General features: G+C 59.2%; 12 protein-coding genes. 6 read left to right on the forward strand and 6 right to left on the reverse strand.

Annotation, left to right across the window (positions count from 1 at the left end):
- Window positions 1-25 precede the first annotated feature (25 nt).
- Window positions 26-1,831, reverse strand: a complete 1,806-nt coding sequence (locus C8N31_RS18905; RefSeq protein WP_025046847.1) for an acyl-CoA dehydrogenase family protein — start codon at window positions 1,829-1,831, stop codon at window positions 26-28.
- Between the two features lie 83 nt (window positions 1,832-1,914).
- On the opposite strand from C8N31_RS18905, the gene C8N31_RS18910 reads away from it, so the two are divergent.
- On the forward strand, window positions 1,915-2,958 hold the full coding sequence (locus tag C8N31_RS18910; RefSeq protein WP_025046846.1) for a helix-turn-helix domain-containing protein: 1,044 nt from the start codon (window positions 1,915-1,917) through the stop codon (window positions 2,956-2,958).
- A gap of 2 nt (window positions 2,959-2,960) precedes the next feature.
- Here C8N31_RS18910 and C8N31_RS18915 read toward each other — a convergent pair whose 3' ends face one another.
- The 4 genes from C8N31_RS18915 to C8N31_RS18930 form a co-directional block, all read right to left on the reverse strand.
- Entirely contained in the window at window positions 2,961-5,345 is a 2,385-nt protein-coding gene (locus C8N31_RS18915) for a transketolase-like TK C-terminal-containing protein (RefSeq protein ID WP_025046845.1), read from the reverse strand.
- Window positions 5,346-5,384: 39 nt separating this feature from the next.
- A complete protein-coding gene (locus C8N31_RS18920) occupies window positions 5,385-5,936 on the reverse strand; it encodes an OsmC family protein (protein ID WP_025046844.1) in 552 nt (183 codons plus the stop codon).
- Window positions 5,929-7,251, reverse strand: coding sequence for a trans-sulfuration enzyme family protein (locus C8N31_RS18925; RefSeq protein WP_025046843.1), 1,323 nt, complete (start codon window positions 7,249-7,251; stop codon window positions 5,929-5,931). The genes C8N31_RS18920 and C8N31_RS18925 overlap by 8 nt, the downstream gene beginning before the upstream one ends.
- Window positions 7,252-7,327: 76 nt before the next feature.
- The gene (locus tag C8N31_RS18930) at window positions 7,328-8,530 is read right to left on the reverse strand and encodes a methionine gamma-lyase (protein WP_025046842.1); all 1,203 of its coding nucleotides are present in this window, start codon (window positions 8,528-8,530) and stop codon (window positions 7,328-7,330) included.
- Window positions 8,531-8,622: 92 nt separating this feature from the next.
- Here C8N31_RS18930 and C8N31_RS18935 point away from each other — a divergent pair, with 92 nt between their 5' ends.
- Window positions 8,623-9,090 carry an Lrp/AsnC family transcriptional regulator gene (locus C8N31_RS18935; protein ID WP_025046841.1) on the forward strand — a complete coding sequence of 156 codons (468 nt, stop codon included), beginning with the start codon at window positions 8,623-8,625 and terminating at the stop codon, window positions 9,088-9,090.
- Window positions 9,091-9,208: 118 nt separating this feature from the next.
- A complete protein-coding gene (locus C8N31_RS18940) occupies window positions 9,209-9,430 on the forward strand; it encodes a helix-turn-helix domain-containing protein (protein WP_025046840.1) in 222 nt (73 codons plus the stop codon).
- On the opposite strand, the gene iadA is transcribed toward C8N31_RS18940, so the two are convergent.
- The gene (gene iadA, locus C8N31_RS18945) at window positions 9,419-10,591 is read right to left on the reverse strand and encodes a beta-aspartyl-peptidase (protein ID WP_025046839.1); all 1,173 of its coding nucleotides are present in this window, start codon (window positions 10,589-10,591) and stop codon (window positions 9,419-9,421) included. The genes C8N31_RS18940 and iadA overlap by 12 nt on opposite strands.
- A gap of 142 nt (window positions 10,592-10,733) precedes the next feature.
- On the opposite strand from iadA, the gene C8N31_RS20655 reads away from it, so the two are divergent.
- From C8N31_RS20655 to C8N31_RS18960, 3 genes are all read left to right on the forward strand, one after another.
- A complete protein-coding gene (locus C8N31_RS20655; protein ID WP_025046838.1) occupies window positions 10,734-11,387 on the forward strand; it encodes a GntR family transcriptional regulator in 654 nt (217 codons plus the stop codon).
- Window positions 11,388-11,541: 154 nt separating this feature from the next.
- On the forward strand, window positions 11,542-12,555 hold the full coding sequence (locus C8N31_RS18955; RefSeq protein WP_025046837.1) for an amino acid ABC transporter substrate-binding protein: 1,014 nt from the start codon (window positions 11,542-11,544) through the stop codon (window positions 12,553-12,555).
- A 59-nt stretch (window positions 12,556-12,614) separates the two neighbouring features.
- A complete protein-coding gene (locus C8N31_RS18960) occupies window positions 12,615-13,754 on the forward strand; it encodes an amino acid ABC transporter permease (protein ID WP_025046836.1) in 1,140 nt (379 codons plus the stop codon).
- Window position 13,755 lies beyond the last annotated feature (1 nt).

Genomic DNA, 13,755 nt, shown 5'->3' on the forward strand with positions numbered 1-13,755 from the left:
TTGTGCGTTTGGGGGGCGCGGTTGATCAGGCGAAATCAAGCGCGAGCAGGCTGTCTTCGCCGCCGGTGATGCGGTGCTTTTGGGTCTCGGCCTCGACCAGAATGTGATCGGCGTAAAAATGGGCCGTGGCGATTTTGGCCTTGAGGAAAGGGGTGCTGTTTCCCGATGCAATCTCGGCCTGAGCGGCCAATAGTGCGCGGGCCATTTGCCAGCCGCTGACCAGATTTCCGGCCAGCATCAGATAGGGCACGGAGCCGCCATAAGCCGCGCTGGGATTTTGTTTGGCAGTGGCCAGAAAATGCGCCACGACAGTTTCAAAGGCGGCGCGGGCGGTGGAAAGTTGTTTGCCGACGGATTGCGCGATCGGATCGCCAGCGGCCAGATCGGCCTCGGTGCCTTTGATCATCGCGGCGAGGGCGAGGGCGGTGCGCCCGCCATCGCGCAGGGTTTTGCGGCCAATCAGATCGTTGGCTTGGATCGCGGTTGTGCCCTCGTAGATCGGCAAAATGCGTGCATCGCGGTAATGCTGGGCCGCGCCGGTTTCTTCGATGAAGCCCATGCCGCCATGGATCTGAACCCCGGCAGAGGCGACATCAATGGCGGATTCGGTGCAGTAGCCCTTGACCAGCGGCGTCAGGAATTCAGAGATGGCAGATGCCTCGGCGCGGTCCCCTTCGCTGGCGGCGTGACGGGCGAGATCTTGCCAGCCTGCGGTAAAGGCGGCGAGGGCTCGGCCCCCTTCGGCCAGCGCCTGCATCCGGGCCAAAAGGCGGCGCACATCAGGATGGTGGATGATGGTCACGGCCTCGCGGGTGGAGCCGTCAACCGGGGCGCTTTGCACGCGGTCCTTGGCAAAGGCGAGCGCTTGCTGAAAGGCGCGCTCGGCGATCCCGACCCCTTGCAGACCCACAGCATAGCGGGCGGAATTCATCATTTCGAACATATAGCTGAGGCCGGCGTTTTCGTCGCCGATCAGAAATCCGGTTGCATTTTCGAATTGCAGAACTGCGGTTGGGCTGGCGGAAATGCCGAGTTTGTGTTCGATGCTGACACATTGCACCGCGTTGCGGTCGCCCAATGCGCCGCTTTCATCGACCATGAATTTGGGCACCAGAAACAGGCTGATCCCTTTGACGCCAGCGGGGGCATCGGGCGTGCGGGCCAGCACCAGATGCACGGTGTTTTCCGACATGTCGTGTTCGCCGTAGGTGATAAAGATCTTGGTGCCGGTGATGGCGTAGGTGCCATCGTCATTGGGCACCGCTTTGGATTTCACGAGCGCCAGATCGCTGCCCGCTTGTGGTTCGGTCAGGTTCATGGTGCCGGACCATTTGCCGGAGGTGAGATTGGCCAGATAGGTTTGCTTTTGCGCATCAGATCCGGCGGTCAAAAGCGCCTCAATCGCGCCATCGGTCAGCAGCGGACACAAGGCAAAGCTCATGTTTGCAGCGTTGAGCATTTCGGTCGCCGCTGCGCCAACGGAACGGGGCAGACCCTGACCGCCAAACGCTTCGGGGTGTTGCAGGCTTTGCCAGCCCATTTCGACAAATTGGGCATAAGCCTCGGTAAAGCCGTCTGGCATGGTCACGCGGCCTGCGTTGTATTGGGCGCCGGTCTGATCGCCCGAGGCATTGAGCGGCGCGACGACCTCGCCGCAGAACCGGCTGTATTCCTCAAGGACCGCGCCGATGTCATCCAAATCGAGCCCGTCATACTGCGGCAAAGCCGAGATTTTGTCCCATTGTGTCAGATGGGTGATGTTAAAGAGCATGTCTTGGGTCGGGGCGGTGAACATTTTGATGTCTCCGGTTGGCAGGCTGCGTTGCGCCATACATAGCGGACAAAGGGGGGCTTGCCATCTCTTCTATGGACGCAAAACTTGCAAAAAGTGACAAAGCTGCGCGATATGGGGCAATGAACAGCGCAAAGACCCTTACAATATTGCCAACTGTGTCGCGTGCCTTTCTGGATGATTGGCTGGCGGTGCTGCGCCGTGATTGTTCGGCGCGGCAGATGGCGGATTTTCTGGACAAAACCGGCCTTTCGGCGGTGAACGGGGCGCGGGGGCGCGTGACCCATGACCAGATTGTGCGGCTGTATCAAATGGTGGTGGCGGAAACCGGGGATGAGATGATGGGCCTTTGCAGCCGGACCATCCGGCCCGGTGCGCTGAAGCATCTGTGCGCCTCGGTGCGGGGGGCGTCGTCGCTATCTGCGGCGCTGTTTCGGTTTACGTCGTTCTGGAACCTGCTGCTCGATGACTACGAGATGACGTTGGAAAACGATGGCGAAACCCTGCGCATGGCCTTGTTGCCACGGGGGGATCAGGCGCCGCAGCGGTTTGGCCATATGTTGCTGCTCAAGCTGACGCATGGGGTTGCGTCCTGGCTGGCGGGGTATGAGCTGCCGCTGACCTCGGTCGGGTTTTGTTTTGAGCGGCCGGAGTTTGCCGCAGATTATCCGATCCTGTTTCCGGCGGCGATCCGGTTTGGGCAGGCGAAGTCCTATGTGAGTTTTGATGCCAGCGTGGGGCCGATGCCGGTGTCGCGCACAGAGGCGGAGATGCAGGAATTTTTGATCCGTGCGCCGCGCGACTGGATTTTCACCAGCCTGAATGAACACGCGCTGCCGCTGCGGGTGCGGGAATTATTGCTGGCCTCGGACAGGTTGGAGGCCGGGCTAAGGGACGCGGCGCAGCAGTTGCACCTGACGCCGCGCACATTGATGCGGCGGCTGGACGCGGAAGGCACGTCGTTTCAGGGGATCAAAGACGGGTTGCGCCGGGATCTGGCGATCCGGGATTTGGCGCAGGGGGGCAAGAGCATTGAGGCGATATCGCTTGATGTCGGCTTTGCCTCGGCGGCGAATTTTCACCGCGCCTTCAAACGTTGGACGGACCTGACGCCGGGGGCTTACCGCAAGAAATCACGGATCAGCGCCCCGGCGCAGGTGTCCTGACCCTAGCTCGCGATGCGGTGTACCACGCTGCGCCCCGGTGTCAGCCCTTGCACTTTTTCAACGATTGACGCGGCATCAATGCCAAAGTGGCGATAAAGATCGGCGATGGTGCCGGTCTGGCCAAAGTGTTCGACGCCGAGCGGTACCGTTTGATGCCCGATCACGGACCCAAGCCAAGACAGCGTGGCGGGATGGCCATCAATCACTGTGATCAGTTTGCAATCGCGGGGCAGGGCGGACAGCAGGGTTTCGACATGGCTTTGCGCGGCGGCATTGCCACGGGCGCGGGCCCGTTGCGCCGCCGTCCATCCCGCATTCAACCGGTCGGCAGAGGTCACGGCCAGCACGCCAACATCGCGCCGCCCTTCGGCGATGATGCCCGCCGCTTTGATCGCTTCGGGGGCGACGGCCCCTTGATAGGCGATCACCACCTCGCAATTCGGCCCGGGTTTGCGCAGCCAATAGGCCCCGTCGATCGCGCCTTGGCGAAAATCCTCATCCACACGTTTGCCGGGCTGTTCGATGGGGTTGGTTGTCAGGCGCAGATAGACAGAGCCGCCGGTTTCATCGCGCAGCCAAGTGCGTTCGTCCGGGTCGCCTTCACCGTCTTTTTGCAGATAATCAAAGGCCCATTTCATGATCACGGCCAACTCGTCCGCAAAGGCGGGTTCAAAGCTGGCCAGCCCGTCCTGGCTCATCCCGATGAGGGGTGAACCGATGGATTGGTGCGCGCCGCCTTCGGGGGCGAGGGTCACGCCGGAGGGTGTGCCGATGATCATAAACCGCGCATCCTGATAACAGGCGTAGTTCAGCGCATCGAGACCGCGGGCGACAAAGGGATCGTAGACCGTGCCGATGGGGATCACCCGTTTGCCAAACAGCGCATGCGACAGGCCCGCCGCGCCCAGCAACAAGAACAGGTTCATCTCGGCGATGCCCAGTTCGATATGCTGGCCCTTGGGGGTGAATTCCCACTTTGCGGTTGAGGGGATTTTTTCGTTGATAAAGGTGTCGGCCTGTTCGGTACGGGCAAACAGCTTGCGCCGGTTCACCCAAGGGCCAAGGTTCGTGGTGCCGGTCACGTCGGGCGACATGGTGACGATGCGGGCGGCCAGATCACTGTCACCTTTGGACAGATCATCAAGCACTTTGCCAAAGGCCATTTGTGTCGAAATCTCGCGGTCAGTGGCCAGATCAATCGCCGGAACCGGCAGTTTGTCATCGGTAAAGCGGCGGCGGCCTTTGGCAAAGAACGGTGCTTTGTCGAGGAAGGCTTGCAGCGCGGCGGGGTCTTGGACGGTGGCGAATTTTTCCCACTCGTCGCCTTCGGCCACGCCCATGTGTTTTTGCCATTGCCCCATCTGGGTTTTGTTCATCAGGCCGCCGTGATTGTCCTTGTGACCCGCGATTGGCGTGCCCCAGCCCTTGACCGTATAGGCCAGAAAACATGTGGGGCGGTCGTGGTCGATGGCGTCAAAGGTTTCGGCCATTGTCTCAACGCAGTTGCCGCCGAGATTTTCCATCAGGTCGGCGAGTTCATCGTCCGAGCGGGCGTCGATGAGCGCGGTCACATCGCCCTGATCGCCAAGCGCCTCCATCAGCCGTTCGCGCCAGACCGCGCCGCCCATAAAGGTGAGCGCCGAATAAAGCTGGTTGGGGCAATTGTCGATCCAGTCGCGCAGCTTGTCACCGCCCGGTTCGGTAAAGGCGGCCCGTTGCAGGGCGCCGTATTTGACCTTGACCACATCCCAGCCGAAGGCGTCAAAGATCTGTTCGATGCGTTTGAACAGCCCCTCGCGCACCACACCGTCCAACGACTGGCGGTTGTAATCGATGATCCACCATGTGTTGCGCAGATCGTTTTTCCAGCCCTCTTGCAGGGCCTCGTAAACATTGCCTTCGTCCAGTTCCGCATCGCCCACCAGCGCGACCATCCGGCCCAGCGGCAGGCCATCCCCCCAGTCCTTGGCGGTGATGTAGTCCTGCACCAGCGAAGCAAATGACGTAATCGCCACGCCAAGACCAACAGATCCGGTGGAGAAATCCACATCGTCGATGTCTTTGGTGCGGCTGGGATAGCTTTGCACCCCATGAAAGCCGCGGAAGTTTTCCATTTTTTCGCGGGTTTGGTTGCCCATCAGATACTGGATTGCGTGAAAGATCGGCGAGGCATGAGGTTTGACCGCCACCCGGTCTTCGGGGCGCAGGGCGCTGTAGTAAAGGGCGGTCATGATGGAGACCATGGAGGCAGAGGAGGCCTGATGCCCGCCGACCTTGATCCCGTCCGCCTTGGGGCGGATGTGGTTGGCGTTGTGGATCATCCAGTGCGACAGCCACAAGAGCCGCTGTTCGATTGTCTTGAGATGGGTTTGGTCAATCTGTGTCATGGCGGTGCCTTCCTCGGGTGCGGGCAGGGGAATGTTAGATCAGTTTTCGATCCGGGTGCTGATAATGTCGCCGTTCAAGTGCACAGGGTTCAGGATCGTCTGTGCATTGGGGCTGTGGGCCACGGATTTGCGGTGCAGTTCGGCAAATTCTTCGGCTGTGGCATCGCCGGTGACGTGGATTTGATAGCGGATTTCGGGAAAGCCCACGGTGCTGTTGGTGCCCAGCCCCATAAACCCTCGCAGGTCCAGCGTGGCGTCAAAATCAATGCGCACCGATTCAAGCTGAATGCCCTCGGCGGTGGCCCCGGCGATAAAGCTGACCATCATGCAAGACCCCAGACCCGACAGCAGCAGTTCCTGCGGGTTGGGGCCGTGGTTGTTGCCCATCAATTGGCGCGGCTCGTCCGATGTCCAGCTGAACGAGCGGCTGACCTGATGCGGGCCGACTTTCATCGGTTTGGTTTCGCTGATGGCGCGGGTGCCGCTTTGCCATTTTACTTCAAGACCATAATCCATGATCGCCTCTTCGGGGGCGGCGGCAACTTCGTTTACAAATTCGCTGAGGGCGGCGGTGGGGATGGCGTTACGCATGTGCGGCTTCCTTTGCTGGGTAAATAGCTGTGAGGGCCTGTTTGAAATCGGCGATCAGATCGGCGGCGTCTTCGATCCCGACCGACAGGCGCACGCAGCCCGGATCGATGCCGACATCGGCCCGTTGTTTGGCGGTGAATGTGGCCTGCGAGGTGTTGAACGGCAGGCTGATCAGGCTTTCGACACCGCCAAGGCTGGTGGCCTGTTTGGGGATGTTCAGGGCATCGACCAAACGCAGCGCGGCAGCATCGCCCCCTTCGATGAAAAAAGTCACATTGCCGGTGCCGTTTTTCAGCAGGCGGCTGGCGGTGTCATAGTCAGGATGGCTGGGCAGGAAGGGGTAGAACACCTTTTGCACACGCGGGTGGCTTTCGAGATATTCGGCCAGCGCCAGCGCGCTTTCTTCATGGGCACGCATCCGCACGGCGAGGGTTTTGAGCCCGCGTTCCAGCAAGAAACAGGCATGCGGATCAAGGGAGCCGCCGTAGTTGAGCAATCGCGGCCAGATCATATCAATCAGTTTGCGCGGGCCAGCGGCGACACCGGCAATCAGATCGCTGTGCCCGTTGAGGTATTTGGAAGCGGAATGGATCACCACATCCACCCCATGATCCAGCGTGCGCATGGCCACGGGCGGGGCAAATGTCGCATCGACCACCAGCCGCACGTTCCGGCGTTTCGCAATCTCGGCCAAACGCGGGATGTCGATCACCTTGAGCAGTGGATTGGTGATCGCCTCAAAATACAGCATCTGGGTGTTGGGTTGGATCGCGGCTTCGATGGCGTCAAAATCGTAGGAATCCACCATGGTGCAGGACATGCCCAGCGTCGGGAACTCTTGGTTAAAGAGGTTGAACGTTCCGCCGTAAAGATCGCTGGAGGCGACGACATGTGCGCCCTTGTCCATCAGTGCCAAAACGGTGCTGGTGATCGCGGCCATGCCGGAGCTGAAGACGATGGCGGATTCGGCACCCTCAAGCGCGGCCAGCTTTTCCTGAACCGCCCATTGGGAGGGGTTGCCATAGCGCGAATAGATGAACCGGTCGCGGGCAAATCCATCTTCGACAGAACGGTACTGGCCGTCGTTCAACACAAAGGTCGAGGCCTGATAAATCGGGGTGCCCACCGCGCCGGTGCGCGGATCATCATGGGTGCCGGCATGCACGGCGGTGGTGGAGGGCCCGGTGCCGGGCGCGGGATGGGCGGCCAGAAACGGCCCGGCGGCGCGGGCGCGGTTCAGATCATTGAGCCATCCCCCCTTGGTCGAAGCAGGCGGCAGGCTGGCGTCATCGCCAAGGATCTTGGGATTTGTCATGGGTCTATTCCGATTTTGTTGGGAAAAATGGGCGCAGGAACTCCCCTGCCTGCGCCCAGTTGCTGCCTCTGGGAGGTCAGGCAGCCTGCATGTTATGCGCGCCAAGCGCACCATCCAGATCGTTTATCAGGTCCGCCGCCCCTTCGAGGCCGACAGACAGGCGCACCAGCCCTTCGGCGATGCCATGTTCGGCACGTTCCTCGGGGGTATAGGTCGAATGGGTCATGCTGGCGGGGTGCTGGATCAGGCTTTCGGCATCGCCAAGGCTGACCGCCCGCTGGATCAGATTCAGACGGTTCATCAGGGCAATGCCGCCCGCCTTGCCGCCCTTGACCTCAAAGGGGATCATGCCGCCAAAACTGGCCATCTGGCGGCGGGCGAGGTCACGTTGGGCAAAGCTGTCGAGACCGGGATAGCTGACGCTGAGCACGGCGGGATGGGCCTCCAACGCCTGCGCCACTTCTGCGGCGGTTTTGCAGTGCCGTTCCATGCGCAGTTCCAACGTTTTGATCCCGCGCAGCAGCAACATGGCCGTCATGGGTGACATCACAGCGCCGGTCATATCCTTGAGGCCCACAAGGCGGATCTGGGTGATATCCTCAAGGCTGCCGACGATCAGCCCGGCCACAACATCGCCATGACCGCTGAGAAACTTGGTTGCCGAATGCACAACGATATCGGCCCCGTGTTCAAGCGGGCGGGTGATCACCGGCGTGGCATAGGTGTTGTCGACCACCACCTTGGCCCCCGCGCGATGGGCAATCCGGGACACCGCCGCGATATCCACCAACCGGTTGTTGGGGTTCGCGGGTGTTTCAAAATACACGATCTTGGTTTTGGCGCTGATCGCATGGGTCAGGTTTTCGGGGTTGGTCATATCCACCAGCGTCACCTTGACGCCAAAGCGGGGCAATCCGTGGGTCATGAACGCAAAGGTGCAGCCATAGAGCGTTTTGTCGATGATCACCTCATCACCGGCCTCAAGAAACGACCACAGGGTCGAGGTGATCGCGCCCATGCCAGAAGCCGTGCAAAGGCCCGCTTCGCCGCCCTCAAGATTGGCGATCCGCTGTTCGAGATGATCGAGGGTCGGGTTGGAGATGCGCGAATAGAAATGCCCCTCCTTTTCCCCCGCAAACATCGCGCCGCCGGATTCGGCAGTGTCAAAAGTGAAGGTGGAGGACATATAGACCGGCGGGTTCAACGCCCCCTGATGGGATTGCGGATCATAGCCGTGGTGAATGGCGCGGGTGGAAAAGTCATAGTCAGTGGAACGCATCGCTGTCTCCTCGATTCTGGAGGCATTATCAGCTAGGATCAGAGGTCATTAGTTGCTATGTTGTGCTATGGTTTCATCAATGTTGGAACAAAATGCCAAAACTTGACGCAAGTGACCGAAAAATCATCCGTGCGCTGCAAGCCAACGGGCGCATGACCAACCTTGACCTTGCCGCGGCGGTGAACCTGTCGCCATCTCCTTGTTTGCGGCGGCTGCGACTGCTTGAACAAAGCGGGGCGATCACCGGTTATAGCGTGGACGTGGACGCGCAGGCCTATGGGTTGCCGGTGACGGTGATGGTGCGGATCACGCTGGACAAACACACCAAGGATGTCGTGGGGCACTTTGAAGATCAGATGAAACGCATTCCCGAGGTGCTGGAATGCATGGTGATGACGGGCCTGTCGGATTACCTGCTGCGGGTCGTGGTGAGCGATCTGGAAGGCTACGAACGGTTTGTGCGCGAACGCCTGCACCCGATTGGCGGGATCGGGTCAATCGACACCAGCTTTGTTTACGGGGTGGTGAAACGGACGCATGTGTATCCCGAGGTGGGATAGGGTTGATGGAGTTTAGTTACATAATGTGAATTACGGGTGATTGGATTCACACCACGGCACATTCTAAACTGGGAGGCGAAATTTCCCCGATCTTGCTGGAAAGTCAGGAGAACAGTTTATGAAATATACTGAGTTAAATCCCGCCGAACGCGGTACGATCGAAGATCTTTTACATCTCAAGGTCAACGTGACCGAGATTGCTCGGCGGCTCAATCGGCGCCGATCGATCATCTACCGTGAGATCACCCGCAACTTCTACAATGACGATGAGTTGCCTGAACTAAACGGCTCCTATGGGATGGTTGCTCAGATGTCCGCGGCTGTACACCTAGCCGCGTGAAAACGCGCCAAACACAATCGGATCGCCCTGTCGAACCATGTGTTTCCCGCGCGCAAAGACGTGATCAATCGCCAGATCTTCGTCCAACAGCAGGATATCCGCATCCGCGCCCACGGCCAGATGCCCTTTCTTGTCGCCCAACCCCAAGACAGTTGCCGCGCTAGACGTCACTGGCCGCAAGGCCTGTTCCAGCGGTAATCCTTCGATTCCCACAAGATCGCGGGTTTCCTGCAACATACCCTCAAACCCTCCAATACCGATGCCTATGCAGGTACCGCCCGCGTCAAAAACCGGTGCAGACCCATTGCCGTCACTGGTCATGGTCACCCGGTCAAAGCCGATGTCATCGCGAAAGCACTGCGCAATCCCGACGCTTGGTTTCACTGCTCCGCCCGGCTTGGCCTTGCGGTTGATCCCTGAGGTAAAATCAATGTGTCCCCCTGCGCCCAGCCATGCATACGCCTGATCAAACAGCGCCTCATTGCGGTTCACATGGGTCGGAATAAACTGCCCAATTGGAATATCTGTTGTCTCAATAACCTCGTGCAACAATCCAAACCCGGCCTTGCCTGCCCCCAAATGGGCAACCACACGCCCGGCCTTCCCGCCGATCATGCCGCCGACCCGTGCCAGACTGGTCAACCGCGACAGTTCCTGCGCCGTCATTTGCGACGACCGATGATCGGTGATTGCAATCTTTGCGCCAATCACCGCGTCAATAAAGGCAATGTCCCGGTCCACTGCACCCATCACCGTAGGCGACGGCCAACAATATCCGCCCGTAAACATATACGCCGATACCCCCTCGGCCCGCAGCCCGTTCACCTTGGCCAAAAGGGTTTCTGGATGTCGGCCCAGCGTATCGGTTCCCAGCAGGCCAGCCACCGTGCAAACCCCATGCGTGCAAAGCGTCTCTACCTTCACCTCGGGTGTTCGCGTGGCAAAACCGCCCTCACCGCCGCCGCCGGTCAGATGCACATGCCCATCCACAATCCCCGGGGTGGCGATACGTGCGCTTGCGTCTATAACTGTGCATTCTGGCAAACCCGAAACCGCGAGATCTTTTTCGATCGCAACAATCCGCGAGCCGCAGATCAGGATATCAGCCCTGCCAAGATCCTCTGGCGCAAAGACCTTGGCATTCTTCAAGACCGTGAACATCTGGCGATTCCTTCAATCAAATCTAACTGTATACATAAACCCACCTATCTAAGATCATTTGTATCCACTTTATACAAGCAAGTTGCCCATATCCGCCGCGCATCTCTATAATGGCCAAAGCAGGCACAAGAGCGAGTACAATATGGAATCCCAAAAGAAGAAGCGCGCCGCCGGGCAAACCGTCGACCGCCTCAGGGAGCTGGTTCTCGGCAACACCTTTTCCGATGGAGAAGCCCTGCGCCAAACCGAAATCGCCGAATTGCTGGGCGTCAGCCGCACTCCCGTGCGTGAGGCACTCAAGGAACTCGCCCAGGAAGGGTTGGTGCAGATTGGTCCGACAGGCCGCACAGTGGTTGCAGGCGTAGATCTCAAATTGATCAGAGAATACTATGAAATCAGGTGCCAGTTGGAAATGTGGATGCTACGCCTCGCCATTCCGGTGATGACAGACGCGCACATCCAAAAGGCCTCCGAGATCAATCAAAAGATGCTGACCTGCCAACCCGACGAATGGCCCAAGCTGAACTTTGAATTTCACAAGATCCTCTGCGGCCCTGCCAACAAACCTCACACTATGGCGCTGATCGAAGACCTATATATGGGGTCCATCACCCGACTGCGCTCGCCAATGCGGATGTTCCGCAATCCCGACCGTTCGGTGCGCGACCACAATCAAATCCTCCAGGCCTGCCGGAATCAGGACGTTCAAGGCGCCTGTGACAGGTTGGAAAGCCATATCCTGCTCAACTCACATGCGCTGATTGAACATTTGTCTGCATTGCAAGCAAACAGCTAGACACCCTCATACCTATTGAAATTGAATGATTTGTCACGCTGCCGCTGCTGCGGCGCGTCGAATTATGTCGCCCAAAATGATTCATTTTCATATTTTTTGTATACAAAAAGCCAATCAAGATGTAGCCAATGCATACATAACTAAAGGATGTGAGATGTTCGCCAAACGACTGAGCGCCGCCGTCGCGGCTTCGATTTGCTTTGCCATGCCCGCCATGGCCGACAAGTTGGATGAAATTAAAGACCGCGGTGTCCTGAAATGCGGGATTCATCTGGGCAAAGCCGGATTCGCAACGCCCGACGCCGAAGGTACATGGCAGGGCTTTGATGTCGATTATTGCCGCGCCTTGGCCGCCGCCGTTCTGGGCGACGCAACCAAAGTCGAATTCTCCACGATGAGTTCCAAAAACCGCCTGACCGCCCTCGTCACCGATGAGATCGACGTGCTGTCGCGCACAACGACCTTCACCGCGACCCGCGACATGCGCAATGGTGTCGATGTGACCACCCCTTGGTTCTATGACGGTCAGGGCTTTCTGGTCAAAAAGGCACTTGGCGTGTCCAGTGCCGCCGATCTGAGCGGCGCAACCGTTTGTACCTATCCGGGCACTACAAGCGAACGAAACGTCAATGATTTCTTTGAAACCAATGGCATGACCTACAAGGCCCTGATCATCGAAGGGTCCGCTGAAGCCAAAACAGCCTACCTTGCGGGCCGCTGTGACGTGATCACCAATGACCGCTCCGCCTTGGCCGCAACCCGTTTGGGCATGTCAGACGCAGATGCACATATTTTGCTGCCTGACGTCATCTCAAAAGAACCGCTTGGCCCATATGTAAAAGCCGGCGAAGGCCGCTGGCGAGATGTCGCCGCATGGACGGCCATGGCCCTGATCGCCGCCGAAGAAATGGGTGTAACCAAGGCCAACGCCGCATCAATGGCAGACACTGGCGGGCCGGGGATCAAGCGTTTGCTTGGCTCCGAAGGCAGCATCGGTGAGGGCCTCGGCCTTGAAACCGGCTGGGCCCGCGCCGCGATTGAGGCGGTCGGCAACTACGGTGAATTGTTCGACCGCCACCTTGGCGCAAACTCGCCCCTCGCTTTTGAGCGCGGCCTGAACGCCCAGTGGAATGAAGGCGGCCTGCTGTACGCCTACCCCTTCCGCTAAATCCGATGGGGCGGCTCACACCGCCCCATCTCCCACATCAAAACATCACGGGGGCCATCATGCAAAAACTCTGGCGCAACAGACAGCTTCGCAATCTGTCGCTACAGGCGATGGCCCTTGCCGGATTGGCCGCAATCCTTGGCTTTGCCGGGTTCAACGCGGTGACCAACCTGCAAAACTCCGGTGTCACCAGCGGCTTTGGGTTCCTGTCCGAACGCGCTGGCTATGACATTAACTTTTCGCTGGTTGACTACTCCTCCCGCACCGCCACCCTCACCTATGCATGGCTGGTCGGCACGCTGAACACGGTGTTCTTTGCCGCGGTCACAATTGTCACCGCCACCCTCTGCGGGCTTGCATTGGCCATGGCGCGGCTGTCGCCCAACTGGTTGTTGTCGGTGACCTCGCGTGTGGCGCTGGAATATCTGCGCAACGTGCCGGTGCTGGTGCATATTTTCATCTGGTACGGTATTTTTCTGGCCCTGCCATCGGTGCGGCAGGCGATCCCGGTGTTTGACATCGCTTTCCTGTCCAACCGCGGCTTCGTGATGCCAGCGGTGCACTGGCAATACGGCCCACTGGCCACTTTGATCTTTGTCGCACTTGCCCTCGGCCTACTGGCCGCCATTCGTCGCCGCCTGCACCGCCGCGCCAGATCTCTGCGTCTTTTGGCAGGCATCAGCGCCTTGGCCGCCCTCATCTTTGCCGCAACCCTCGTGTCCGGGGCGCCCGTGTCATTTACCTATCCTGAACTTGAGGGATTTGGCTTTACCGGCGGCATGGTCCTGCCACCCGAATTTCTGGTGATGTGGGTGGCTGTGACCGTCTATTTCTCAACCCATTGCGCCGAGGTGATCCGCGGCGCGGTCATGGCCGTCCCCAAAGGACAGGCCGAAGCCGCCCAAGCCTTGGGCGCACGGCGCCGCATCGTCATGCTAGAGGTCGTGATCCCGCAGGCCCTGCGCGCAATCGTCCCGCCCATGACCTCAAACTACATCAACATCCTCAAGGCCGCCGCCCTCGGCACCGCCATCGGGTTTCTTGATGTTATGGGCACCACCGGCGGCAGTACGCTGAACATCACCGGCCAAGCCATCGAATGTATCGCCATCGTCATGACCACCTACATGGTTCTCAATCTGGCCCTGTCCGCCGTGATGGGAAAAGTCAACAAAGCTGTACAGATCAAGGAGAGATAGG

Origin of the sequence: Sulfitobacter mediterraneus, assembly GCF_003054325.1 — a bacterium.
GTDB classification, from domain to species: Bacteria; Pseudomonadota; Alphaproteobacteria; order Rhodobacterales; family Rhodobacteraceae; genus Sulfitobacter; species Sulfitobacter mediterraneus.

Excerpts from the sequence above, each read along its gene's own strand:
- C8N31_RS18905 (WP_025046847.1), bottom strand. The coding sequence starts at position 1,831 with ATGGCGCAACGCAGCCTGCCAACCGGAGACATCAAAATGTTCACCGCC.
- C8N31_RS18910 (WP_025046846.1), top strand. The coding sequence starts at position 1,915 with ATGAACAGCGCAAAGACCCTTACAATATTGCCAACTGTGTCGCGTGCC.
- C8N31_RS18915 (WP_025046845.1), bottom strand. The coding sequence starts at position 5,345 with ATGACACAGATTGACCAAACCCATCTCAAGACAATCGAACAGCGGCTC.
- C8N31_RS18920 (WP_025046844.1), bottom strand. The coding sequence starts at position 5,936 with ATGCGTAACGCCATCCCCACCGCCGCCCTCAGCGAATTTGTAAACGAA.
- C8N31_RS18925 (WP_025046843.1), bottom strand. The coding sequence starts at position 7,251 with ATGACAAATCCCAAGATCCTTGGCGATGACGCCAGCCTGCCGCCTGCT.
- C8N31_RS18930 (WP_025046842.1), bottom strand. The coding sequence starts at position 8,530 with ATGCGTTCCACTGACTATGACTTTTCCACCCGCGCCATTCACCACGGC.
- C8N31_RS18935 (WP_025046841.1), top strand. The coding sequence starts at position 8,623 with ATGCCAAAACTTGACGCAAGTGACCGAAAAATCATCCGTGCGCTGCAA.
- C8N31_RS18940 (WP_025046840.1), top strand. The coding sequence starts at position 9,209 with ATGAAATATACTGAGTTAAATCCCGCCGAACGCGGTACGATCGAAGAT.
- iadA (WP_025046839.1), bottom strand. The coding sequence starts at position 10,591 with ATGTTCACGGTCTTGAAGAATGCCAAGGTCTTTGCGCCAGAGGATCTT.
- C8N31_RS20655 (WP_025046838.1), top strand. The coding sequence starts at position 10,734 with ATGGAATCCCAAAAGAAGAAGCGCGCCGCCGGGCAAACCGTCGACCGC.
- C8N31_RS18955 (WP_025046837.1), top strand. The coding sequence starts at position 11,542 with ATGTTCGCCAAACGACTGAGCGCCGCCGTCGCGGCTTCGATTTGCTTT.
- C8N31_RS18960 (WP_025046836.1), top strand. The coding sequence starts at position 12,615 with ATGCAAAAACTCTGGCGCAACAGACAGCTTCGCAATCTGTCGCTACAG.